Consider the following 21,643-nt stretch of genomic DNA (forward strand, 5'->3'; position numbering starts at 1 on the left):
CCCGCGCCAGACCCGCGCGAGGCCTGTTTGCCCTGGCCCAGGCCGCCGTACAGGCCGTCCGGGCGATGTGCTGGCTGGGCATCCTGGCCGCACTGCTGGCGGTGCCGCTGGTCGCCCACGACCGTCGCTGGCTGCTCGACAGCGTGCATGACGCCGAGGCCGCTGCCGCGCACGGCAATGATCTGTTCCTGCACTTCTGCCTGGGCCTGGGCGCGATCATCGCGCTGCTGGTGCTGTGCCTGCTGTTCCTGCGCCATCTGCTGAGGCTGCTGAAGTCGGCGGCGCGCGAGCGGCCGTTCACCCACGCCAATGCACGGCGCCTGCAGCGCATGGCCTGGCTGATGCTGGCAATGGAACTGCTGTCGATCCTGATCGGTGCCTATGCGGCCTGGATGGGCCCGGATTTCACCTGGATGGAGGTCGGCGGTGGCATGTCGATCACTGGCCTGGTTGCCGTGCTGATGCTGTTCGTGCTGGCGCGCGTCTTCGCCGTGGGCGCAGCGATGCGCGACGACCTCGACGGTGTCATCTGATGACGATCGTTATCACCCTGGACCGCATGCTGCAGGAACGCGGCATGACCCTGTCCGAGCTGGCCGGGCGCATCGACATCACCCTGGCCAATCTGTCGATCCTGAAGACCGGCAAGGCGCGCGCCATCCGCTTTTCCACCCTTGATGCGATCTGCCGCGAGCTGCAGTGCACGCCCGGCGACCTGCTCGGGCACGACCCGGCGCAGGCACAGGACGCTGACTGAGCGGTCGCTCTTTTCCCTTACCTACTGACGAAACGGACCTGAAATGGAATGGTTGGCTGACCCCTCGATCTGGATGGGCCTTGCAACCCTGGTCGTGCTGGAGATCGTTCTCGGCATCGACAACCTGGTGTTCATCGCGATCCTTGCCGACAAGCTACCGCCGCACCAGCGTGACCGTGCGCGGGTAATCGGCCTGGCGCTGGCCTTGCTGATGCGGCTGGTGCTGCTGGCGGCGTTGGCGTGGATCATGAAACTGACCGAGCCGCTGCTGACGCTGTTCGACCACAGCTTCTCCGGGCGTGACCTGATCCTGTTGGGCGGTGGCCTGTTCCTGCTGTTCAAGGGCACCATGGAGCTGCACGAACGGCTGGAAGGCCGCGAACACCACGAGGATGGCAAGAAGGTCTACGCCAGCTTCGCAATGGTGGTGGCACAGATCGTGGTGCTCGACGCGGTGTTCTCGCTGGACTCGGTGATCACCGCGGTGGGCATGGTCGACAACCTGGGCGTGATGTATGCCGCCGTGACCATCGCGATGGCGCTGATGCTGTTGGCCAGCAAGCCCCTGACGCGCTTCGTCAACAAGCATCCCACGGTGGTGGTGCTGTGCCTGGGCTTCCTGCTGATGATCGGTTTCAGCCTGGTGGCCGAGGGCCTGGGCTACAAGATTCCGAAGGGGTACCTGTACGCGGCGATTGCCTTCTCGATCCTGGTCGAGGCGTTCAACCAGTGGGTGCGTTTCAACCGTGAGCGCAACGAGCGCCGCCAGCCGTTCCGCCAGCGCACCGCCGACGCCGTGCTGCGCATGCTGGGCGCGCGCCCGGCCAATGGCCACGACGACGAAAGCGCGGACGAACACGTCGATGCCGAAGAGCGCCTGCAGCCGGCGGAGCACGAGATGATCCGCAGCGTGCTGGGGCTGGCCGATCGCCCGGTGTCGAGCGTGATGACGGTGCGTGCCGACGTGCAGTGGATCGACCTGGCCCGTGGGCAGGAGGATGTGGTGGCACGCCTGGTGGCGTCGCCGCACACCCGCCTGCTGGTGGGTGATGGCGACCTGGACAGCCTGCGTGGCGTGGTGCAGAGCCGCGACCTGCTGGCCGACCTGCTGCAGGGCAGGCCGCTGCAGCTGGAAGGCAACCTGCGCGAGCCGCAGTACGTGCTGTCCAGTGCCAGCGCGCTGCAGGCGCTGGAACTGATCCGCCAGCACCCGGTGCCGTTGGCGGTGGCGGTGGACGAGTACGGCAGCGTGGAAGGCCTGGTGACCGCCAACGACCTGCTGGCGGCCATTGCCGGTGACTTGGTCGATACCCAGGACGAGCGCTATGGCGTGGTCGCGCAGGGCGAGGACCAGTGGGAGGCCGATGGTGCGCTGACTCTGGACGACCTGCAGCGGCTGGCCGGCGTATCGCTGCCGCGGAGTGCCGACTACATGACCATCTCCGGCCTGGTGCTGGAGCGTCTGGGGCGCCTGCCGGACATCGGTGACGCGGTGGAGATTGCGGATGTTCGCATCACCGTACTGGCGATGGAGAAGCGTCGCATCGCCCGCCTGCGGGTGGAGCGCCTGGGGCATCCGTAGCGTCGAGCCATGCGCGATCGGGGTTCTGTAGCGTCGAGGCATGCTCGACGGCTTCCTGGGCAGCCGAGCATGGGCCCGGCTCTACACAACGCCTCCCACAACCGTCACCATGGCGGGCCCGCTTTCCTTTCCGGATGGTTGCAGTGCTGAGTACGATCGGTTTGTTGATGGGCCTGTATGTGGCCTGGCGCCTGTTCTGGCCACTGCGCATGCCCATCTGGATGAAGGTCGTGCTGTCGCTGCTGCTGGTGGGCGTTGCCGTGCAGCTGCGCATCGTCGCCATGTTCTGGGGCACGATGGCCTCGCCGGAGATCCCGAAGCTGGCCATCGCCACGCTGGCCACTGGTTCCACGGCGGTGTTGCTGTTGGCGTTGCTGATGCTGGCGCTGGATGTGGGCCTGCTCGCTTCCCGCCTGCTGCGCTGGCCCCGTGCTGTTTCGGCGCTTCGTGCGCCGCTGCTGCGCCCGGCGGCGGCGCTGCTTGCGCTGTTGGTCAGTGGCTACGGCATCAGCCAGGGCATGGCGGTGCCCAAGCCCCGGCAGATCGAGGTGAGCATCGCCGGACTGCCCGCTGCGTTCGACGGCTATCGCGTGCTGCAGCTGACCGACATCCACGCCAGTCGCCTGCTGACCGGCGACTGGGTGCGCAGGGTGGTGGATGAGAGCAACGCACTGACGCCGGACCTGATCGTGATCACCGGCGACCTGATCGACGGCAGTGTCGAGGCCCGCCGTGACGACGCCCGCCCACTCGCGGACCTGCGGGCGCCGGACGGTGTCGTCGCCATCACCGGCAACCACGAGTACTACGCGCAGTACCAGGACTGGATGCAGGCGTTTCGCGCGCTGCACATGCAGGTGCTGGAGAACAGCCACATGCAGGTGCGGCGCGGTGATGCGGCGCTGACCATCGCCGGGGTCACCGACCCGGTGGCCGCACGCTACGGTCTGCCGCTGCCGGATCTGGATGCTGCACTGGCCGGGGCCGATCCGTCCGCACCGGTGATCCTGCTTGACCATCGTCCGCGCAACGCGCGCGAGGCGGCGGCGCGCGGCGTAAAGCTGCAGTTGTCCGGGCATACCCACGGCGGGCAGATCATCGGCATGGACCAGCTGGTGAAGCAGGCCAACGGTGGCTATGTCTCCGGGCGTTACGAGGTGGACGGGATGACACTGTACGTGAGCAATGGCGCTGGCCTGTGGGCCGGATTCCCCGCGCGCATCGGCGTGCCGTCGGAGATCACCCTGATCACCCTGCGCCGCGCCCCGTGACCTGAAGTGGGGTCAGATCCCTTTCCGCAGGGAATTCGCTGCCTTTCGTGCTGGGATCCCTCTGTAGAGCCGAGCCCATGCTCGGCTGAACCAGAGGCAGCCGAGCATGGGCTCGGCTCTACAGGTAACCGCCTCCTCAAGAACTCCGCAGCGGCGGCCGCGCATGCGCATTGCGCCGCAGCGACTGCGCCCGCTTGGCGATCGCACGCACCACGACGGCGGTGAAGAGCAACGCGGAGGGCACCGCGTACCAGAAGTTGCCGGGCACGCGCTTGAAGTACGAATAGGTGAACACTGCGGCGATGATCCACATGCCGGTCACGTGCAGGCGACGCCACGCAGTGGGCCCCATGCGGCGGGCGATGCCACGATGCGAGGTGATGGCCAGGGCGAGGATGGCTACATAGCCGATCGTGCCCGGCAGGTTGGCCAGGACTGAGCGCGCCGGCCAGAACGCGGGGTTGAGGATGCCGAAGGCGGTGATCGCCACCGCATGCAGCAGGTGCGAGAACGCGAACGACAGGCCGACGATGCGACGCTCGCGCAGCAGGAAGCGGGTGAACGGGCTGGGCAGCAGGCTGGCGAACGAGGATGCGGTGAAGGCGACCAGGAACAGCAGGAACGATGTGCGTGCCGTCACCCGGATCGCCGCGCGGCTGCCCTCGACCACGTCGGGCTGCAGGGTGAACGCCGCCAGTGCGAAGGCGATCAGGACCACGGCGATGGCCACGAACAGGCGCCAGCCGTGCAGGGAGGACGTATTGGAAACAGCCATGATCAAACCTCGAATCAGGAAATGGGTGGCACCGGCCTCTGGCCGGCCAAGGAATGGGGAGTGCCGGTCGCTGGCCGGCGCCTTCAACAGTCGTTCGGCACAACCAGCACGCCGGCCGCGCACAGCTCGCCCAGCAGCGGAATGCAGGCTGTGCGTAGTTCGTCGGCGGCCACGCCATGCAGATCGGCCAGTACCTGCAGCGCGTCTTCCGCACGGGCGCCGTCATCGCCGAACGCCGACAGCAGCGCATATGCCAGCGGTGAAAGTTCCTGCACCTGCAGGCTGAAGTCACCCAGGCGTCGCAGCAGCAGCAACGTCGGCATCGTGGTAGGCGCACCGTTCTGGCCGGCGTCCTCATGCACAGGCCACTGGTAGCCCAGCACCCGCACCAGTGGAGACAGCGCCAGCACGCTGCCTGCCTGTGGCGCATGCAACGGCTGCTGGCCGGTGTCCCGCGCTTCAATGTGCAGTGCCTGCTGCGTGCTTTCGTAATGCGCCAGTTCCGCCACCCAGCCCGGCAGCGCGAGGTCTGCCTGCACGCCCAGCCACGCGGCGAATTCGCCGGCGATCTGCGGGAACAGTGGGGTATGGCAGGCATGCCGCGCGTAGTAGTGCTCCACGGTGTCGCGCCAGCAGGCATCACCCAGTTGCGCCTGCAGGCGCGGCAGGCTGCCTGCCAGCAGGCTGTCCAGGCTGTCGATGCAGAGGCGGCGGTAGACCGCCATCCGCCGTGCATCGATGCCCTCAGGCGCGGGCATCGATGGGTCGCGTACATGGTCGGCCCAGCGCTGCTGCAGGGTGGCCAGCGGCTCAGCCATGGGCCACCTCGGGCAGCAGCACATCGGCCTGCGCGTGGCGGATCTGCTCCACCTCGGCCAGCAGCTCGGCCAAAGGCGGGAAGTTGAAATCGCGCTCCAGCAGGGTGGGGCGCACGCCGACACGCGCATAGGCCTCACCCAGCAGCGCCCAGACCACGCCCTTCACCGGCGCGCCGTGGGTGTCGATCTTGAAGCCATCGTCTTCGTCGAAGTGGCCGGCCACGTGCAGCGAGGCGACGCGGTGGGCCGGCACGCGTGTCAGGAAATCGAAGGCGTCGTAGCCGTTGTTGCAGGCGTTGACGAAGACATTGTTGACGTCCAGCAGCAGGTCGCAGTCGGCCTCGGCCAGCACTGCAGTGATGAAGTCGATCTCGCTCATGTCCGCGCCTGGCACGGCGTAGTAGGAGATGTTCTCCACGGCGATGCGCCGGCCCAGTGTGTCCTGCACCTGGCGGATTCGACCGGCAACGTGATGCACGGCCTCGGTGGTGAACGGCAGCGGCAGCAGGTCATAGACATGGCCGCCGGCGGCGCAGTAGCTCAGGTGTTCGCTGTACAGCTGCACCTGGTGCAGGTCGAGGAACGCGCGGGTCTGCGTCAGCAGGGTGCGGTCCGGCGGGTCCGGCCCTCCCAGCGACAGCGACAGGCCGTGGCAGGTCAGGCGATGGCGCTCACTCAGCTGGCGCAGCGCGGCGCCGTGGGCACCGCCAACTCCGATCCAGTTGTCCGGCGACACTTCGAGGAAGTCGATGGCATCGGCCGGCATCGCCAGCAGTTCATCGATCAGGCCACGGCGCAGGCCGAGACCGGCACTGGCGGAAGGCAGGGGCAAGCGCATGCGACGGTACTCCAGGGCAGTGGCGCCGCCGTGGCGGCGGCGCCGAGGGGAACGATCAGTCGTTGACGCGGGAGAACAGGCCCTTCGGCATCGGTTTGCCGTTGGCGGTGTAGACACTGCGCAGGTAGTCGTGCGCCTCCTGTTCGCTGATGTAGCCGTCGTGATCGGTGTCGATGCGGTCGAATTCAGCGGCGCGCTTGGCCGCCACGGCGTTGAACTCGGCACGCGAGACCCGGCCGTCGTGGTCACGGTCGGTGCGGGCAAACGAAGCGTCGCCGCACTTGCCTTCGCCACACTGGCCTTCGGCCACCTTGGCCTTGGCCTTGGCGGCAGGCTTGCCAGTGGCGGCCTTGTTGGCGCCGCACTTGCCTTCACCGCACTTGCCTTCGGCGGCGGCGCTCATGGCCACGGCACCGATGGCCAGTGGCTGGATCGCGGCCGCCTGGCCGGCCAGCAGCAGGCCACCGGCCAGGACGATGCCGATGGCGCCGATGCGCGGCAGACGGGAAGCAGCGGTGTTCTTGGTCGAGACGGACATGGTGATGACTCCTTGGATGGGCACGCAGGGCGTGCGGGATGGACGCCGCTTGAAGGCGACGGAAACGAAGGGAAGAAGCGCGGGAAGGGGTGAAGCGGATCAGGCGTTGCGGCGACGGCGCAGTCGGTAACCCAGCAGCAGGGCGCCGCCGAGTAGTGCGCCACCGAAACCGATACCGGGCAGCAGCGCGGCGACCGGAAGCAGCAGGGCGATCAGGCTCACGCCCCAGCCGAGGCCGTCGTTGCCCGCCGTGGCGCGCTGCGGGCCGGCCAGCAGGCGGTCCAGGCTGAGTGCACCGCCGCCGTTGAGGATCAGCGGCAGCAGCATGGCCAGGAACAGCAGCGGCAGCTTGAAGTTGCCGTAGCCCTGGTCGGTGATTGCGTAGCCCTGCCACAGCTCACCCAGGCTGTTCCATTGGTCCGGCCAGTGCACGGCAGCGATGGCAACAAGGGTCAGCACCCAGAAGATGTAGGCCACCGAGCGCGTGGCCAGGCCCAACAGCAGCATCACCGCGCCCACCAGTTCCAGCCAGGTGGCCAGCTGCCAGTTGAGTGATGCAGGCAGGGTGGAGAACGGGAACGGGAAACGCCCTTCCAGGTCGGCGAACCAGTTCTGTCCGCCCAGCTTCTCGCGGCCCGATTCAAAGAACTCCCAGGCCAGCAGGGCGCGCAGCGCCAATGGCGAGAGCCAGCGGCCGACGGCGTCCAGGCGGGGGGTATACACGGAAGAAGCGGAGCTGATCATGGGAGTGTCCTGCGGGCCAGTGGTCGATGGAGGCCATTCCGAGCCACGCAGGTATCGGCAACGTGTGCTGTTGCCCGGGGTTTTGTCAGCGACTGTGGCTGTGTCAGGGGGGTCGTACAGTCAGATACAAAGACGCCGCGTCGGGCGTTCGCCGGGCCATACCCAGCGGCCGAATGTATCCAACTGTAGAAATCCGCCGCCGCCCTACAGTCCGGTACAACTCTGCCTCGCAGCGAAACAGCGCCGATACACCCCCAGGCGGAAATGGCCACTCCCAACACCGGAGTGCCACCCATGATCCGCACCACCCTGCTCGCCGCTGCCCTCGCCCTTGCCGGCGTCGCGACGCCGGCATTCGCCGCCGAGGCCGATGCCGGCGCCGCGCCCACCGTCATCCTGGTCCACGGTGCCTTCGCCGATGGCTCCAGCTGGAACAAGGTCATCACGACCCTGCATGACTGGAAACTGCCTGCGGTGGCCGTGCAGAACCCGCTTACCTCGCTGGCCGACGATGTGGCCGCCACCCGTCGCGCGATTGCCGCCGCACCGGGCAAGGTCGTGCTGGTCGGCCACAGCTGGGGCGGCACGGTCATCACCGAAGCGGGCAACGATCCCAAGGTGCAGGCGCTGGTGTACGTGGCCGCATTCGCACCGGATGCCGGGCAGTCATCGGCACAGCAGGGCGAGGGCTATCCGGTCGGCCCGGGCCTGACGCGCCTGCAGGAGAAGGACGGCTACCTGACCCTGCCAGCCGACGCCATCGCCCAGGACTTCGCACCGGATGTGATGAAGAAGACCGCTGCACTGTTGTACAGCACGCAGGTGCCCTTGAAGGCCAGCGCGCTGGGTGAGTCCGTCACTGTGGCCGCATGGCGCAGCAAGCCGAGCTGGTACGTGCTCAGCCGTGACGACCTCATGTTGTCGCCGCAACTGCAGGCGGCCACCGCAAAGCGCATTGGCGCGCAGCTGCAATCGATCGGCAGCAGCCATGTGTCGCTGCTCTCGCACCCGGCTCAGGTGGCTGACAGCATTCTGGAAGCCGCAGGCGTGAAGCCGGCCGAACTGCCGCTGGCCGAGCAGGGAGGCTGAACGATGGGCGCGCTGCGTGTGTATGTACTGCCGTTGCTGCTGGGCCTGCTGGGTGGGGCGGCGGTGCTGATGGCCTTGCCCAGCCCGGAGGCCGGTGCGCATCCGGCGCAGGCCGCTCCTGCTGCCGGGTTCGATGGCGGCGGGCCCTGGCACAACAGCCCACCGCTCGCGTTGAATCAACTGCGTGGGCAGGTGGTGCTGGTCGAGTTCTGGACCTACGCCTGCAGCAACTGCCTCAACGTGGCACCGCATGTGCACCAGTGGCATGCACGTTACGCGCGGCAGGGCCTGCAGGTGATCGGCGTGCATACTCCGGAGTTCGCCTACGAAGGCCTGCCCGGCAATGTGCGCAAGGCCATCGCGCGGCTGGATATCACCTGGCCGGTGGTGCAGGACAACCAGTACCGGATCTGGAACGCCTGGGGCAACCGCTTCTGGCCGGCGCTTTACCTGGTCGACCGGCAGAGCAGGGTGGTCTACCGCCACCACGGTGAAGGCGATTACGCACGTACCGAAAGCGAGATCCAGCGCCTGCTGGCCAGCCCCTGAGCCGCGCTACCATGGCCGCGCCGCGCGGCCTTGACCTCCGTCTTCATCGAGAACGCAATGAACCACGTACCGCACATCCTTGTCGTCGACGATGACAGCGAGATCCGCCAGATGCTGGCCGACTACCTGCAGCGCAACGGCCTGCGCGTCAGCCAGGCCGATGGCGGCCGTGCGATGCGCGCGCTGATGGACACCCACGCGGTGGACCTGGTGGTGCTGGACGTGATGATGCCCGGCGAGGACGGGTTGAGCCTGTGCCGCAACCTGCGTGCCGGCAAGCATCGCGCGGTGCCGGTGGTGCTGCTGACCGCCCGCGACGACGAAACCGACCGCATCATCGGCCTTGAAATGGGCGCCGATGACTACGTGACCAAGCCGTTCTCCTCACGCGAACTGCTGGCGCGCATCAATGCGGTGATCCGGCGCACGCAGATGCTGCCGCCGAACCTGCAGGTGAGTGAAGCCGGCCGCCAGTTGGCCTTCGGCGACTGGCGCCTGGATACCACTGCCCGCCATCTGCTGGATGCGCAGGACACCGCCTATCCGCTCAGCGGTGCGGAATTCCGCCTGCTGCGCGTGTTTCTCGACCACGCCAACCGTGTGCTCAGCCGCGACCAGCTGCTCAGCCTTACCCAGGGCCGTGATGCAGAACTGTTCGATCGTTCCATCGATCTCCTGGTCAGCCGCGTGCGCCAGCGCCTGGGCGATGACGCGCGTGAGCCCACCTACATCAAGACCGTGCGCAGCGAAGGCTACGTGTTCAGCGTGCCGGTGCAGCTGCTGGGGCCGGAGGAATGAACGCCCGCGCGCGCCGCCTGCCTTGGCCGCGCACGCTGTCGGCGCGCCTGCTGCTGGTGCTGCTGGGTGGATTGGCGCTGGCCCACGCACTGTCTTTCGGTTTGCTGTTCTTCGAACGCTACCAGTCCACCCGCAGCATGATGCTGCGCAACCTCGATGAAGACGTGGCCGTGAGTGTCGCGCTGCTGGAGCACCTGCCCGCAGGCCAGCGCGCGGCCTGGGTGCCGCGGCTGGAGCGGCGCACCTACCGTTACCTGCTGCGCCCGGCCGCGGCCGGACCGGGGCTGCAGACCGATCGTGCACGCCAGGTCACGGCGATCATCGATGACAGCCTGCAGCACCGCTATCCGTTGCAGGCGCGCCAGGTGGCTCGCCTGCCGGAGCGGTTCGAGGTGGAACTGCGCCTGCACGACGGCACCCCCTTGACCATCGAAGTCACCCCGTCGGGCCTGCCGCTGGCGCGCTGGCTGCCGGCCGTGCTGCTGGTGCAGCTGGCCCTGCTGCTGGTATGCGCCTGGCTGGCGGTGCGGCTGGCATTGCGCCCGCTGCAGCAGCTCTCGCACGCCGTGGAGCAACTGCAGCCTGGCAAGGACGCACCGATGCTGCCCGAAGACGGCCCCGCCGAAGTGGGCACGGCCGCAGCCGCGCTCAATGCACTGCAGGCGCGCATCCGTGGCCATGTCAGCGAGCGGCTGCAGATTCTGGCGGCCATCTCGCACGATCTGCAGACGCCGATCACGCGCATGAAGCTGCGCGTGGAAACCTTGCCCGAAGATGCCACCCAGCAGCGCCTGCTGGATGACCTGGACCACCTGGGGCAACTGGTGCGCGAAGGCGTGGCCTACGCGCGCAGCAGCCACGTGGCCAGTGGCGCGCCAGTGGCGATGGATCTTGGCGCGTTCCTGGCCAGCGTGGTGGGCGACTATGAAGACATGGGCAAGGCGGTCAGTGGTGGCGCACCCACAGGCCTGACCGTGCAGACCTGGCCGCAGCCGCTGCGGCGGGTGGTCGGCAACCTGGTCGACAACGCGTTGCGCTACGCCGGTAGTGCCGAGATCGAGGCGGGGCGCGATGCAGCAGGCCGGCCGTGGATCAGCGTGTCCGACCGCGGCCCCGGCATCCCGGAGGACCAGCTGCAGGCGGTGCTGGCACCGTTCCATCGGCTGGAAAGCTCACGCAACCGCGATACCGGCGGCACCGGGCTGGGTCTGGCCATCGCCGTGCAGCTGGCGCAGTCGCTGGGCGGCTCGCTGCGGCTGCACAACCGTGAGGGCGGTGGCCTGCGGGCCGAATTGCAGCTGCCGGGGTAACTGGCGGGGTCAATGCATCCACGCACCTGCATGGCCTCGGGATCGGCGATCATCTAGCGGGTGTCGAAACCAGGAAACACGCAATGCAGGGAACGCAGCATTCAATCCAGCGTGCGCGCCACGTCGCGCTGCTGGTCGGTCTACTCGTGCTGGCCGCATGCCAGCGCACACCGGATGCGCTGACCGGGACACCCGCAGCGGGCACACCGCTGGCCGCCCCGGCCACCGCAACAGACCTTTCTCCGCTGCTCGATGCCTTGCCGACCTGCGCGCTGGACGGCTGGTACATCGATCAGCAGACCGACCGCCCGGCCCACCCCTGGTTGGCCGCGAATGCGCCACAGCCCTGCAAGGAGGATGAGGAGAACGAGATCGCCACGTTCTGCGTGCAGGGGCAATGGAAGGGACTGCCGGTGGAGGAGGTGATCCTGCCGACGATGACCTTCGTCTCGTTCCGTGGCGTGAAGATCGGTCTGCCGCTGGAGAAGGCACGTCCCATCGTCCGCCAGCGCTTCGGGCAGGAATTTCCGGGCGGCGCGTCTTATGAGCAGGGCCGCGAACCGAAGCTGATGGCCGATCCTGAAGATGCGCAGCGCTCGTGGCTGCTGTGCAGCACGCCGGAACTGGGCCACGACGTGGACAGCGAGGGAAGCATCAGCTATTCCGGCATGAACCTGCCCTACGACCACGACGGTTGCAGCTACCGCTACAGCCCGGTCGACTTCTGCGATACGTCGCACCGGGCCGCTATCGGAGATGCGCTCCAGCACCAGAAGCCCAATTTCAACCAGCACTACCTGCTGGTACAGGTCGATGATCGTCCAGAGTACTTCCAGCGCACGCTGGTGCTGGTCGACACCCGCACCGGACGCGCCAAGCCATTGCCGATCGATGCCTTCACGGGGCCGGCGGGGAAGGGCGGTGATGCTACCGGCTACGGGACACTGGAAACGGGCGTGGACCAGCCGCAGTTCTGCCTCAATGGTGCGCTGCTGGTCTACCGCGTGTTCGAGGAAGGCCGCTTCTGCTTCGGCTTTGACGGTGAGCGCTTCACCGGCCATGAAACCCAGTACATGCAGGCGATGGATAGCCGATGACCCGTATTTCACCCCGGCCATGACATCCTGCCCCGAACCTGTGCAACCGGGATCGAGGCTGTTGAAGGCGAACACGCAATGACGGTGGCGCGGCAGCGCTCGATGTGGGTGGCGGGCCTGTCCACGGTAGTGGAGTGGTACGACTTCACCCTGTACCTGTACTTCGCCACGGTCTTGTCGCGGGTGTTCTTCGGCGGCGGCGAACAGGCGCTGCTGGTCACGCTGGCCGGCTTCGCGGTGTCCTACCTGATGCGCCCGCTGGGCGCGCTGTGCTTTGGTCATCTGGGCGACCGCCTGGGCCGGCGCTGGATGCTGCTGGCTTCGATGGCGTTGATGGCGGCGGCAATGCTGGCCACTGCGCTGCTGCCAACCGCGGCCACCGCAGGCACCGCGGCGGGCGTGCTGCTGCTGGTACTGCGCTGCGTGATGGCGTTTTCGGTGGGCGGTGAGTACACCGGGGTGGTGGCGTACCTGCTGGAAAGCGCACCGGCGCAGCGACGTGGCCTGGTGACCTCGCTGGCGTCCGCAGCCAGCGAGGTGGGTGCGCTGCTGGCGGTGGCGATCTCTGCGGTTACCGTGGCGCTGCTCGCGCCCGCGCAGCTGGACAGCTGGGGCTGGCGTATTCCGTTCTTCGTTGGCGCGGCGCTGGCACTGGTGATCCTGGTCGCGCGCTCGGGCATGCACGAGTCGCCGGAGTTCGAGCGGCAGCGCCGCGAGGGCAGCATTCCCGCGACGCCGCTGAAGCATGTGCTGCGCAACCATCCGCTGGCGGTGGCGCGCACGTTCGCGATCTCGGCGCTGGGCTCGATTACTTACTACGTCGGCATCACCTATGTGCCCGCATTCCTGCATGCGCGGGGCCACGATGAGGGCGATGCGCTGTGGCTGTCGACGATTGCGGCCGTGGCGGTGATCGCGATCACGCCCCTGTGCGGCGCATTGTCCGACCGTGCCGGACGACGGCCGGTGCTGTTGGGCCTGACCGTGCTGGCAGCGCTGCTGCCGCTGTCCTTGTTCGCGTGGATGGCGCAGGCGACGCCGCTGGGCATCGCGCTGGCCGCGGTGTTGCTGGCCTGCGTGGCCGGTGGTGTAAGCGCGGTGGCGGCCCCGGCCACGGCCGAGCAGTTCCCCGGCGAAGGGCGGGTGAGTGGGCTGGCACTGGGGGTGACAATGGCCACGGCCTTCTTCGGCGGGGCAACGCCATGGCTGGCGCAATGGTGGGTGGAACGCAGCGGCTGGGCAGCAGCGCCAGGCGCGATGATCGCGCTGGTGGCGGTGCTGGTGCTGCCGGTGCTGTGGACCCTGCCCGAGACGGTCCCGGGCAGGGCCAAGCGCTAGCGGGTCAGACCTTCAGGGTCTGCTCGATGTCGGCCAGCACGGCGGCCGCATCGACGCCGATGGCAATCGACTGCACCACGTGGCCGTCCCACACGCTGGGGCCGAACGCCAGGCCTTCCGGCTTGGGAATGGTCATGCCGCGGGCGACGCCGTCGGTGGCCACGCGCACGCTGGCGCGCTCGAACTGGAACAGCTCCGGACGGGTCAGCGCGATGCAGGCGCAGCAGTCGTGCACGACCATGCCCTTGTGGCCGGCCTGCAGGTAGAAGTCCACGTAATCCTGCGACAGCGCACGCACCAGTTCGGCATCGGCACCACCGATCGCAGCCAGCTTGTCCAGGCCGTCACGGTCCATTTCCACGCGGGTGGTCACGTCCAGGCCGATGGCGGTGACCGGCCAGCTGGCGGTGAACACCACGTCGGCCGCTTCGGCGTCGCCCCAGATGTTGGCCTCGGCGGCCGGGGTGATGTTGCCGTTGACGTGGAAGGCGCCGCCCATGATCACCACGCCGCGTACCAGGCCGGCGATGTCCGGCGCCTGCTGCAGGGCAAGGGCCAGGTTGGTCATGCGGCCGACCGCGACCAGGGTCACCTCGCCCGGATGGGCGCGGACCAGGTCGATGATCAGCTGGTGGGCGGGGCGCGCGTCGGCGGCCACGTCCAGTTCGGCCGGCACCGGGTGGTTGCCCAGGCCGTTGTGGCCATGGATGTGCACCGGCCAGGCTTCCGGGGTGGCTTCCGGCTGCAGCGGGCCGCCGGCACCGCGTGCGACCGGAGCGGCAAAGCCCCAGGCCTGCTTCAGGTACAGCGCATTGTGCGTGGTCGACTCCACCGAGGCGTTGCCGAAGGTGGTGGTGACACCGATCAGGTCGATCTGGGCGTGCTTGTGCAGGTACAGCAGGGCCAGGGCGTCGTCGACGCCCGGGTCGGTATCGAAAATGACTTTCAGCATGTTGTTGTTCTTCTTCTTCCGTGTGGTGCGGGGGGCGCCGGCGGCCCGGAAGCAGGCCAGCGCGCCCTACATTGTCCCATCTTCATGACAGGCAGGGCCATTGCCGGGGAGGCAGGCCATAATGCCCCCAGTCCAGGCACGGAACCGCCGAATGCTGATCGTTGCCCTGCTGCTGGTCCTGCTGGTGCTGGGCCTGAACGTGGTGGCTACCGTGGTGATCGTCAGGCGCGATGGCCTCTCGGCAGGCGGCCGGACGGTGCAGTTGCTGCTGGTCTGGCTGCTGCCGCTGGTCGGCGCCATCCTGTGCATGGCGGTGGCCACGGCCGGTGGCTCGGGCAGCCGGGGGGATGGCGGCGGAAGCCATGACACCTCCGTTGGCTATTCCAGTGACAACCACAGCCATCACAGCTACAGCAGCTCCGACTGCGGTAGCGGCGACAGCGGTGGGGGTGGTGACGGTGGCAGCTGCGGTGGTGGCGATTGACGAGATGTTCCAGGATGCCGGCCAAGGTCACGTCCTGGTAGTGCCGGCCGCTGGCCGGCAACCTCATCCGCTCAACCGCCGCCTTCGGTCGGCAACGGCGCCGGCACGTTCAACAGCCCACCTGCCGCCACATAGGCGGCCAGTGCCTGGCCCTGGCTGAGCAGATGGCGCTCCATGGTGCGTTCGGCAGCCTGCGCGTCGCGGCGGCGGAAGCACTCCATCAATTCGCGGTGTTCGGCCAGCGACTGCGCGGTGCGGCCCGGGGTCAGCAACTGGCGGCCGCGATGCATCTTCAGGATGCGGTGCAGGTCGTGGGTGATGCGGATCAGCCACGGGTTGCCGGCGTAGTGCTGCACGGTTTCGTGGATCAGGTAGTTGTTGCGGTAGTACTCGGCGATGTTGCCCTCGGCCGCCGCGGTTTCCATCGCCGCATGCAGGTCTTCCAGCTGCTGCACGCCGGCATCGTCGATGTGCCTGACCGCTTCGTGCGCACAGCGGCCTTCCAGCATGGCCATCACCGGGAACAGTTGGTTGAGGTCTTCCAGCGTCAACCGGGTGACCCGGCAGCCACGACCGGCATCGATCTGCACCAGGCCTTCGGCAGCCAGCAGCTTCAGCGCCTCGCGCAGCGGCGTACGGCTGATCCCCAGTTCTTCGCACAGTGCGGGCTCGTCGATCCACTCACCCGGCGGCAGGCGGTAATCGTAGATGCGCTCGCGCACGTGTTCGGCCACCTCTTCGTACAGAGGTGCGCGCTTCTTCGGTGACCGCGGGGCAGGGGCAATGGCCATGGAGGAAGTGTACCGCCAGGTAGTGCCGGCCGCTGGCCGGCAACCCATGATCGCTGGATGGCTTCATGGGATTGCCGGGCAGCGGCCGGCACTACCGTTGGGTGGTTACATCCAGCCCGGTACCACGAATACCAGCCAGGCCAGCAGCGGCCCCAGGGCCACCACCAGTCCGCTGTAGACCAGGAAGCGGCGGAACAGGGTCTCGCGTTCCTCCTTGGCTGCCGAAGCCACCACCAGTGCGCCATTGGTGGAGAACGGGCTGACATCGACGATGGTGGACGACACCGCCAGCGCGCAGATCACGCCGGCGGCGCTGAGGTGACCCTGCATCAGGAACGGCACCGCCAGCGGAATCGTGGCGCCCAGCACCGCAGCCGACGAGGCGAATGCGGAGACAATGCCGCCGACGTAGCAGACCAGCAGCGCGCCGAGCAGCGGAATGCCGATGTCGGACACGCCATTGCCGATGAAGTCCACCGCGCCGGCATGTTCCAGCACGCCGATGTAGGTCACCACACCGCAGATCAGCAGCACGGTGGACCAGCTGATGCCATCCACCGCGCCCTTCTGGCTTTGTGGCGACAGCAGTGCCAGCGCGACAGCCACGGTGATCGAGACCAGGCCGACGTTGAGGTTGTAGATCAGCGCGGCCACGCCCAGGCCGAGCAGGCCGATCAGGGTGAACAGCCGCTCGCGGGTCAGGCTCACCGCATCCAGTGCTGCCGGATCATTGCTGAGCGTGCCGCCGCCGGCTGCGACCAGCGCGCCATGGCCTTCGATGGCGAATTGGCGCGACGAGGCCTGTGGGCCACCGGCCATCGCCAGCTCGGCATTGCCGAGCGTTCCGGCCGCGGTGATCGAGCCACGCCGCAGCAGGGCGATGCCGCCGAACGCGAAGAAGCAGATCGTCGCCATCATGAAGTTGAAGCCCAGGCTGGTCAGGAATACCGCCATCTCGGTCACTTCCAGCCCGGCTTTCTGCACCACGCCGTTGGTGATGCTGCCGTACACGCTGATCGGCGAGAAGCCACCGGCCTGCGCGCCATGGATGACCAGCAGGCCCATCATCAGTGGATTGATGTTGTACTGCTTGGCAAAGCGCAGCGCGACCGGACCGATGATCGCGACCGCCGCCGGGCCCAGCGCACCGAACGCGGTGAGGACCGCGGTGATCACGAACATCACCCACGGAATGGCCACGATATGGCCGCGCACGGCTTTTACTGCCCAGTGCACCAGCAGGTCGATGGTGCCGTTCTTCTGCGCGATGGCGAACAGGTAGGTGATGCCGACCAGGGTCAGGAACAGATCGCCGGGAAAGCCGGCCAGGACCTCCTTGCCGCCCATGTCGACCCACAGCCCGCCGATGATGAAGGCCAGCGCGAAGGCGACGGCGCCCATGTTGATCGGCATCGCCGTGGCAACAATGAACATGATCACCAGACCGATGATCGTTGCGATTTGTGGACTCATGCGCCCTCCCAGACACGTGACTCACGTACAGCACGGATGGAGACCCGCCATCCCGGGGTAAGGCGACGTACGGCGTGTTGCGTGATACGTACTGCTCGAACCCGTTACTGCAGCCGTTCCAGCGCGCTGCGGACCCAGGCCGCGGCACCTTCAAGGCTCTGGAACTCTTCCACCGCGCGCACCTCGCAGCACGGATAGGCCGGCGCGACCATGCGCGCCAGCGCGTTGCCCGGGCCCAGCTGCAGGAACACGCGCGCGCCGCGCTCGAAGGCCTGGCGCATCACCTGCGCCCATTCGATGGTCTGCGCCAGTTGCAACGACAGCGTGCTGACTGCCGTTGCGCGGTCCCGCACCGGTCGCGCATCGATGCCGGCCAGCAGCGGCAGGCGTGGGGCCTGCAGTGGCGATGCATCGAGTGCGGCAGCGAACGGTGCGACCGCCGCCGCCAGCAATGGTGTGTGTGCGGGCACGCGCACCGGCAGCAGACGGATGTCCGCGCCCTGCGCCCGCGCTGCATCGGCCAGCCGCTGCAACGAGGCGTGCGTGCCGCCCACGATGAAATGGTCCTGCCCGTTGGCGATGGCCACGTGCGCGCCGTGCAGATCGCACAGCGGCTGCAGTACATGGCGTTCCAGCCCGAGCACCGCCTGCAGGCCTGCATCGGCGGGGCTGGCGCCGTCCATCAACTGCGCACGTTGCGCAGCCAGCGCCAGGCAGGTGGTGGCATCGAAGCTGCCGGCGATGGCGTGCGCGGCGAGCTCGCCAATGCTGTAGCCGGCCACCAGCACCGGTGCAGGCACCGCTTCGCGAAGTCCCTGCCAGTGCGCAAGGCTGGCTGCACACAGCAAGGGCTGCGCCAGAACATTGTCGAAGCGCGATTCGTCAGCAGCTGCCGCGAACACGTCGCGTCCAAGCACTGCGCTGGCGGTCTCCAGTACGTCGCGCACGGCAGGCAGATCGCGCACGCGGTCGAACATCGCCGCATGCTGCGCACCTTGGCCGGGGCAGAGCAGGGCAAGACTCATGCGACCTCCTGCTGCAGCAGGAACCAGGCACAGGCCAGCAGGTCGGCACTGCCGCCGGGGCTCAACCGGCGTGCGACGAATCCATCACCGATGCTGTGCAGGCGTGCCTGCCAGCCGGGCACGAAGGCGCCGCCGGCATCGAGGAACCCTCGCGCCTGTTGCTGGGCCCAGCGCAGGCCGTCGACGCCGCCACGGTGCAGCAGGTTGAGGTCATCCACGCACGCGATCAGCTGCATCAGGGTCTGGCACATCGCGGCCTCGCGTGGCAGGTCGCTGGCCAGCGCGTGGCGCAGGGCAGGCAGTGCCACCTCGCGCAGCAGCGGGTAGCCGGCGGTCGCTTGTTCGCGCACACCCTGCACGCCGTGCCGTGCGCGCGCGCGCTGGCCAGGGCTGTTCGCATCCAGCGGTGCGCCGGCGAGCTCGGCAGCCCAGCGGCGCACTTCCTGGCAGACCTGCTCGGCTGCGATGGCGCCGCCCGCGCGGCCCCGACAGGCAGCGGAAGCCGCCACCAGCAGGCCAAGGCTGAAGATCGCACCGCGATGGGTGTTGATGCCCGCAGTGGCGTGCAGCATCGATATCTCCGCAGCGATGCCGTGCCGGCGCAACGTCTGGAACGGTGCCGCGCTGGCACCGGCGTCGGCCACGGCGATGAAGTAGTGGCGCAGCGTAAACAGGCTGCGCAGGAACGTGCCTGCGTCCATGTCGTGGTGGCTGCCGCTGTCGAATGGCGTGACCAACCCTGGCTTGGGTGCAAGGGCCAGTTCGGCGTGCAGGCTGGCGATGGCGAGGCGCCCCAGACGCGCGCTGTCCACGGCAGCTGGCCTGACCGCCGGTTGCACGAGGGCGTTCACGCGCTCACCCCGGTGGAGGCGAACAACGCATCACGTAGTTCCAGTGCGGCACCATCGAGGCGCTTGACCAGTACCTCGCGGCTGCGCCCGGCGTATTCGCGCCAGTTCACCGCGCCACCATCCACCAGGCACAGTTCGCCATCGACTCGATGCCCGTAGGCGCTTTCCCAGTGCTGCAGGCGCTCGACCAGCAGGTCGGCCTGCCACGCGTCATCCACCTGCCACAGCAGGTCGATGTCCGAGCGGGCGTGCACATAGGGCAGGCCGCTGAGGTGCTGCCAGGCGAAGGCACCGAACACGCGGGCCGGTGCAAGCCGCAGCATTGCCTGCAGTGCCGCCTGCCAATCAGCCGGAACGCCGCCGGCGAGAATCTCATCCAGGGCAGGGGGAGGCTGCAGGTGCTGGATGTCCTGCAGGGCCACGCGCAGCGCCAGCCGTTGCTTGCCTTCGCCTGGCGGCAGCGGCACCCCCAGGCGCAGCCGCGGGTCGGGATCATCCGCCGCACTGCGTGCCACCATGCCTGGCAGGCCCTGTGCGAACCATGCTGCCAGGCGCGGTTCGTGTGCAGTCACGTCAGCCCGCCAGTCGGCATCGGCCGACAGCCAGGCCAGCGTGTGGCGGTCGGGCCGCTCAGGCATCGCCGTGGGCCACCGCAGTCGAAACCCCTGCCGCCAGGGCGCGACCGCCACGCTGTGCGCCGCGTGCGGCACGCAGGTCGCCTTCGGCGGGCGTGCGCAGGGCCTGCAGCAGGTGCTGGGAAAGATCGCCCTCCCACAACGAGTCCACCGCACCCATCGCCACGTAGTTGGCGACGCCCGGCGCGAATACCGGCGAGCTCTGGCTGAGCGCCTGCAGCTTCTCCAGCGGTTGCTTGGTCACCCGCGCCATTGCGCGCAGGTCCATCACCCGCACCTGTGCATCGGGCAGGGCGTGGATCTGGTCGGCCATCAGGCCGAATGAGAGGAAGCCGCCACTGACGGATTCGCCGTAGACCAGGGTGATCAGGCGCGCGCCACGGCGGCGTGCCAGATCGAGCGTCTGCGCGAGATGTGCAAAGTAACCATTGATGCCCAACAGTTCGTCGCGCCGCGCCAGGCGCTGGCCGGAGGTATCCACCAGCATCACGATCGGTCGCTGTGGATGTGCGCCGGTGCTGGCAAGCACGGTTTCGGCCAGTGCCAGTGCGTGGTCCACGCCGACTTCAAGCTTGTCGGCGGTACCGATCACGGTCACCTTGCCATCCTCGGTGGCAGCGCTGCCGGTCAGCACCGAATCGTTCACCGCAATGGCATGCCCATGCGGGAACAGGGCATCGAGCAGGGTCTGCAGCGGCATGCTCATGGCAGGCTCCGGTCGGCGGTGGCGATGAGGAACTCATCGGTGTCGAGCAGCGGTAGTCGCTCGGGGGCTGCGATGCCCTGGCGGGCCCAGATCTCCAGGCCATCGCGGCAATCGCCCCAGGCCTGCAGGCGCGCCTTCAGTGCAGCGTGGCGGGCCTGCAGCGCGGCCAGTGCAGTATCCGGATCGGTGCTGCTGGTATCAGGCTGCAGCGCGTTGCTGGCCGCCTGCGCGAAGGCCTCGATGGCATCGGGCACCAGCACCTGTGCCTGGTCGATCAGGTAGCGGTGCTTGCCTCCCGTTACGCGCCAGACCAGCGCGCGATCGCGGGAATCGAACTCTTCCACGCCGCGCACGGTCTCGATCACTTCCGGGCCGGACAGCGACAGGCGACCCTCTTCGGACATGATGACCGTAGTGCAGCAGCGGGCGACGATGCCCATGCCGCCGAAGGCGCCGTTGCCGCTGCCGATCAGCGCGATCACCGGCACACCCGCTGCACGCGCGTCCAGGGTGGCGCGCATGATCTCGGAAATGGCGATGAGCCCCGCATTGGCTTCGTGCAGGCGCACACCACCGGTGTCCAGCAGCAGAAGCACGCCTTCGGGATGTGTTTCGGCTGCACGACGCAGCAGCCCGGTCAGCTTGGCGCCGTGCACCTCGCCCACCCCGCCGCCCATGAATTCACCCTGCTGCGCGGCCAGCAGCACGCGTCGGCCACGCAGCGTGGCTTCGCCGACAACGATGCCGTCGTCGAACGCCGCGGGCTGGTCGAGCTGTGCCAGGTGCGGGCTCATCATCCGCCGCGCCGGGCCGAGGAATTCCCTGAAGGAACCGGCATCGACCAGGCTGGCGATACGCTCGCGCGCATCGGCTTCGTAGTAGCTGTAGCGCTGCGTCCGGTTCATCGTGGTTCTCCAGCAAGCAGGGTTTCCACGGCCTGGTCCAGGCGCAGGCTGACTACCGCCGGGGTCGCACCGGCATCGTTGATCGAGATGCGTACATCGCGCAGCGGATGACGCTGTGCGAAGTCGCTGATCACCGCTTGCCACACGCTGCCGAAGCCCTTCGCGGCGGTGATGATGCGCACCGTCATCGCGCCGTCCAGTGCGGCCGGCTCCAGCAGGATTTCCAGGTTGCCCGAGGCCAGCACGCCGACCAGCACCGCTCCGCGCGGAAACTGCACCGCAGTGTGCCCTTCGAATCGATAGTCGAGGGTTTCCAT

At 68.0% G+C, this 21,643-nt stretch carries 25 protein-coding genes; 11 read left to right on the forward strand and 14 right to left on the reverse strand.

The window, feature by feature from the left end:
- Positions 1-65: 65 nt before the first annotated feature.
- From CKW06_RS06035 to CKW06_RS06050, 4 genes are all read left to right on the forward strand, one after another.
- Complete coding sequence (locus tag CKW06_RS06035; RefSeq protein ID WP_005408493.1) at positions 66-533, forward strand: DUF2975 domain-containing protein; 468 nt, start codon at positions 66-68, stop codon at positions 531-533.
- The gene (locus CKW06_RS06040; RefSeq protein WP_024956985.1) at positions 533-757 is read left to right on the forward strand and encodes a helix-turn-helix domain-containing protein; all 225 of its coding nucleotides are present in this window, start codon (positions 533-535) and stop codon (positions 755-757) included. The genes CKW06_RS06035 and CKW06_RS06040 overlap by 1 nt, the downstream gene beginning before the upstream one ends.
- Positions 758-800: 43 nt before the next feature.
- Positions 801-2,339 (forward strand): TerC family protein, encoded by a 1,539-nt coding sequence (locus CKW06_RS06045; protein WP_024956986.1) that lies wholly within the window; start codon positions 801-803, stop codon positions 2,337-2,339.
- Between the two features lie 134 nt (positions 2,340-2,473).
- Positions 2,474-3,610 carry a metallophosphoesterase gene (locus tag CKW06_RS06050; protein ID WP_032963544.1) on the forward strand — a complete coding sequence of 379 codons (1,137 nt, stop codon included), beginning with the start codon at positions 2,474-2,476 and terminating at the stop codon, positions 3,608-3,610.
- Positions 3,611-3,746: 136 nt separating this feature from the next.
- Here CKW06_RS06050 and CKW06_RS06055 read toward each other — a convergent pair whose 3' ends face one another.
- The 5 genes from CKW06_RS06055 to CKW06_RS06075 form a co-directional block, all read right to left on the reverse strand.
- The gene (locus tag CKW06_RS06055) at positions 3,747-4,385 is read right to left on the reverse strand and encodes a ferric reductase-like transmembrane domain-containing protein (protein WP_024956988.1); all 639 of its coding nucleotides are present in this window, start codon (positions 4,383-4,385) and stop codon (positions 3,747-3,749) included.
- An 83-nt stretch (positions 4,386-4,468) separates the two neighbouring features.
- Positions 4,469-5,203, reverse strand: coding sequence for an HvfC family RiPP maturation protein (locus CKW06_RS06060; RefSeq protein WP_024956989.1), 735 nt, complete (start codon positions 5,201-5,203; stop codon positions 4,469-4,471).
- On the reverse strand, positions 5,196-6,041 hold the full coding sequence (locus tag CKW06_RS06065; protein ID WP_032963547.1) for an HvfB family MNIO-type RiPP peptide maturase: 846 nt from the start codon (positions 6,039-6,041) through the stop codon (positions 5,196-5,198). Before CKW06_RS06065 ends, CKW06_RS06060 begins: the two co-directional genes overlap by 8 nt.
- A 55-nt stretch (positions 6,042-6,096) precedes the next feature.
- Positions 6,097-6,579: an HvfA family oxazolone/thioamide-modified RiPP metallophore gene (locus tag CKW06_RS06070; RefSeq protein WP_024956991.1), complete on the reverse strand. Its 483-nt coding sequence runs from the start codon at positions 6,577-6,579 to the stop codon at positions 6,097-6,099.
- 99 nt (positions 6,580-6,678) lie between these two features.
- Positions 6,679-7,323 carry an HvfX family Cu-binding RiPP maturation protein gene (locus tag CKW06_RS06075; protein WP_024956992.1) on the reverse strand — a complete coding sequence of 215 codons (645 nt, stop codon included), beginning with the start codon at positions 7,321-7,323 and terminating at the stop codon, positions 6,679-6,681.
- Between the two features lie 294 nt (positions 7,324-7,617).
- Here CKW06_RS06075 and CKW06_RS06080 point away from each other — a divergent pair, with 294 nt between their 5' ends.
- The 6 genes from CKW06_RS06080 (at position 7,618) to CKW06_RS06105 (ending at position 13,504) form a co-directional block, all read left to right on the forward strand.
- On the forward strand, positions 7,618-8,412 hold the full coding sequence (locus tag CKW06_RS06080) for an alpha/beta fold hydrolase (protein ID WP_024956993.1): 795 nt from the start codon (positions 7,618-7,620) through the stop codon (positions 8,410-8,412).
- A gap of 3 nt (positions 8,413-8,415) precedes the next feature.
- The gene (locus CKW06_RS06085) at positions 8,416-8,961 is read left to right on the forward strand and encodes a redoxin domain-containing protein (protein ID WP_024956994.1); all 546 of its coding nucleotides are present in this window, start codon (positions 8,416-8,418) and stop codon (positions 8,959-8,961) included.
- A 57-nt stretch (positions 8,962-9,018) separates the two neighbouring features.
- Positions 9,019-9,759, forward strand: a complete 741-nt coding sequence (locus tag CKW06_RS06090; RefSeq protein ID WP_010483437.1) for a response regulator — start codon at positions 9,019-9,021, stop codon at positions 9,757-9,759.
- The gene (locus tag CKW06_RS06095) at positions 9,756-11,069 is read left to right on the forward strand and encodes a sensor histidine kinase (RefSeq protein ID WP_024956995.1); all 1,314 of its coding nucleotides are present in this window, start codon (positions 9,756-9,758) and stop codon (positions 11,067-11,069) included. Before CKW06_RS06090 ends, CKW06_RS06095 begins: the two co-directional genes overlap by 4 nt.
- A gap of 83 nt (positions 11,070-11,152) precedes the next feature.
- Positions 11,153-12,166, forward strand: coding sequence for a hypothetical protein (locus tag CKW06_RS06100; RefSeq protein WP_024956996.1), 1,014 nt, complete (start codon positions 11,153-11,155; stop codon positions 12,164-12,166).
- Between the two features lie 78 nt (positions 12,167-12,244).
- Complete coding sequence (locus tag CKW06_RS06105) at positions 12,245-13,504, forward strand: MFS transporter (protein ID WP_024956997.1); 1,260 nt, start codon at positions 12,245-12,247, stop codon at positions 13,502-13,504.
- A gap of 4 nt (positions 13,505-13,508) precedes the next feature.
- Here the strand turns inward: CKW06_RS06105 and CKW06_RS06110 are convergent, their stop codons facing one another.
- The gene (locus CKW06_RS06110; RefSeq protein ID WP_024956998.1) at positions 13,509-14,456 is read right to left on the reverse strand and encodes a nucleoside hydrolase; all 948 of its coding nucleotides are present in this window, start codon (positions 14,454-14,456) and stop codon (positions 13,509-13,511) included.
- Positions 14,457-14,607: 151 nt separating this feature from the next.
- Here CKW06_RS06110 and CKW06_RS06115 point away from each other — a divergent pair, with 151 nt between their 5' ends.
- Complete coding sequence (locus tag CKW06_RS06115; protein WP_024956999.1) at positions 14,608-14,940, forward strand: hypothetical protein; 333 nt, start codon at positions 14,608-14,610, stop codon at positions 14,938-14,940.
- 71 nt (positions 14,941-15,011) lie between these two features.
- On the opposite strand, the gene CKW06_RS06120 is transcribed toward CKW06_RS06115, so the two are convergent.
- The 8 genes from CKW06_RS06120 to mdcC all read right to left on the reverse strand — a co-directional run bounded on the left by CKW06_RS06120 (position 15,012) and on the right by mdcC (position 21,643).
- Positions 15,012-15,731: a GntR family transcriptional regulator gene (locus CKW06_RS06120; RefSeq protein ID WP_024957000.1), complete on the reverse strand. Its 720-nt coding sequence runs from the start codon at positions 15,729-15,731 to the stop codon at positions 15,012-15,014.
- Positions 15,732-15,836: 105 nt separating this feature from the next.
- A complete protein-coding gene (locus CKW06_RS06125) occupies positions 15,837-17,204 on the reverse strand; it encodes an SLC13 family permease (RefSeq protein ID WP_005408510.1) in 1,368 nt (455 codons plus the stop codon).
- 104 nt (positions 17,205-17,308) lie between these two features.
- Positions 17,309-18,229 (reverse strand): malonate decarboxylase subunit epsilon, encoded by a 921-nt coding sequence (gene mdcH, locus CKW06_RS06130; RefSeq protein ID WP_024957001.1) that lies wholly within the window; start codon positions 18,227-18,229, stop codon positions 17,309-17,311.
- Entirely contained in the window at positions 18,226-19,041 is an 816-nt protein-coding gene (mdcB, locus tag CKW06_RS06135; protein WP_077684430.1) for a triphosphoribosyl-dephospho-CoA synthase MdcB, read from the reverse strand. Before mdcB ends, mdcH begins: the two co-directional genes overlap by 4 nt.
- Positions 19,042-19,076: 35 nt before the next feature.
- A complete protein-coding gene (mdcG, locus tag CKW06_RS06140) occupies positions 19,077-19,718 on the reverse strand; it encodes a malonate decarboxylase holo-[acyl-carrier-protein] synthase (protein ID WP_024957003.1) in 642 nt (213 codons plus the stop codon).
- Positions 19,711-20,415, reverse strand: a complete 705-nt coding sequence (mdcE, locus tag CKW06_RS06145; protein ID WP_024957004.1) for a biotin-independent malonate decarboxylase subunit gamma — start codon at positions 20,413-20,415, stop codon at positions 19,711-19,713. The genes mdcG and mdcE overlap by 8 nt, the downstream gene beginning before the upstream one ends.
- Positions 20,416-20,417: 2 nt before the next feature.
- Entirely contained in the window at positions 20,418-21,326 is a 909-nt protein-coding gene (locus CKW06_RS06150; protein WP_024957005.1) for a biotin-independent malonate decarboxylase subunit beta, read from the reverse strand.
- Complete coding sequence (gene mdcC, locus CKW06_RS06155; protein ID WP_005408516.1) at positions 21,323-21,643, reverse strand: malonate decarboxylase acyl carrier protein; 321 nt, start codon at positions 21,641-21,643, stop codon at positions 21,323-21,325. Before mdcC ends, CKW06_RS06150 begins: the two co-directional genes overlap by 4 nt.

This window comes from Stenotrophomonas maltophilia, from assembly GCF_900186865.1.
In the GTDB taxonomy this organism is placed as follows: domain Bacteria; phylum Pseudomonadota; class Gammaproteobacteria; order Xanthomonadales; family Xanthomonadaceae; genus Stenotrophomonas; species Stenotrophomonas maltophilia.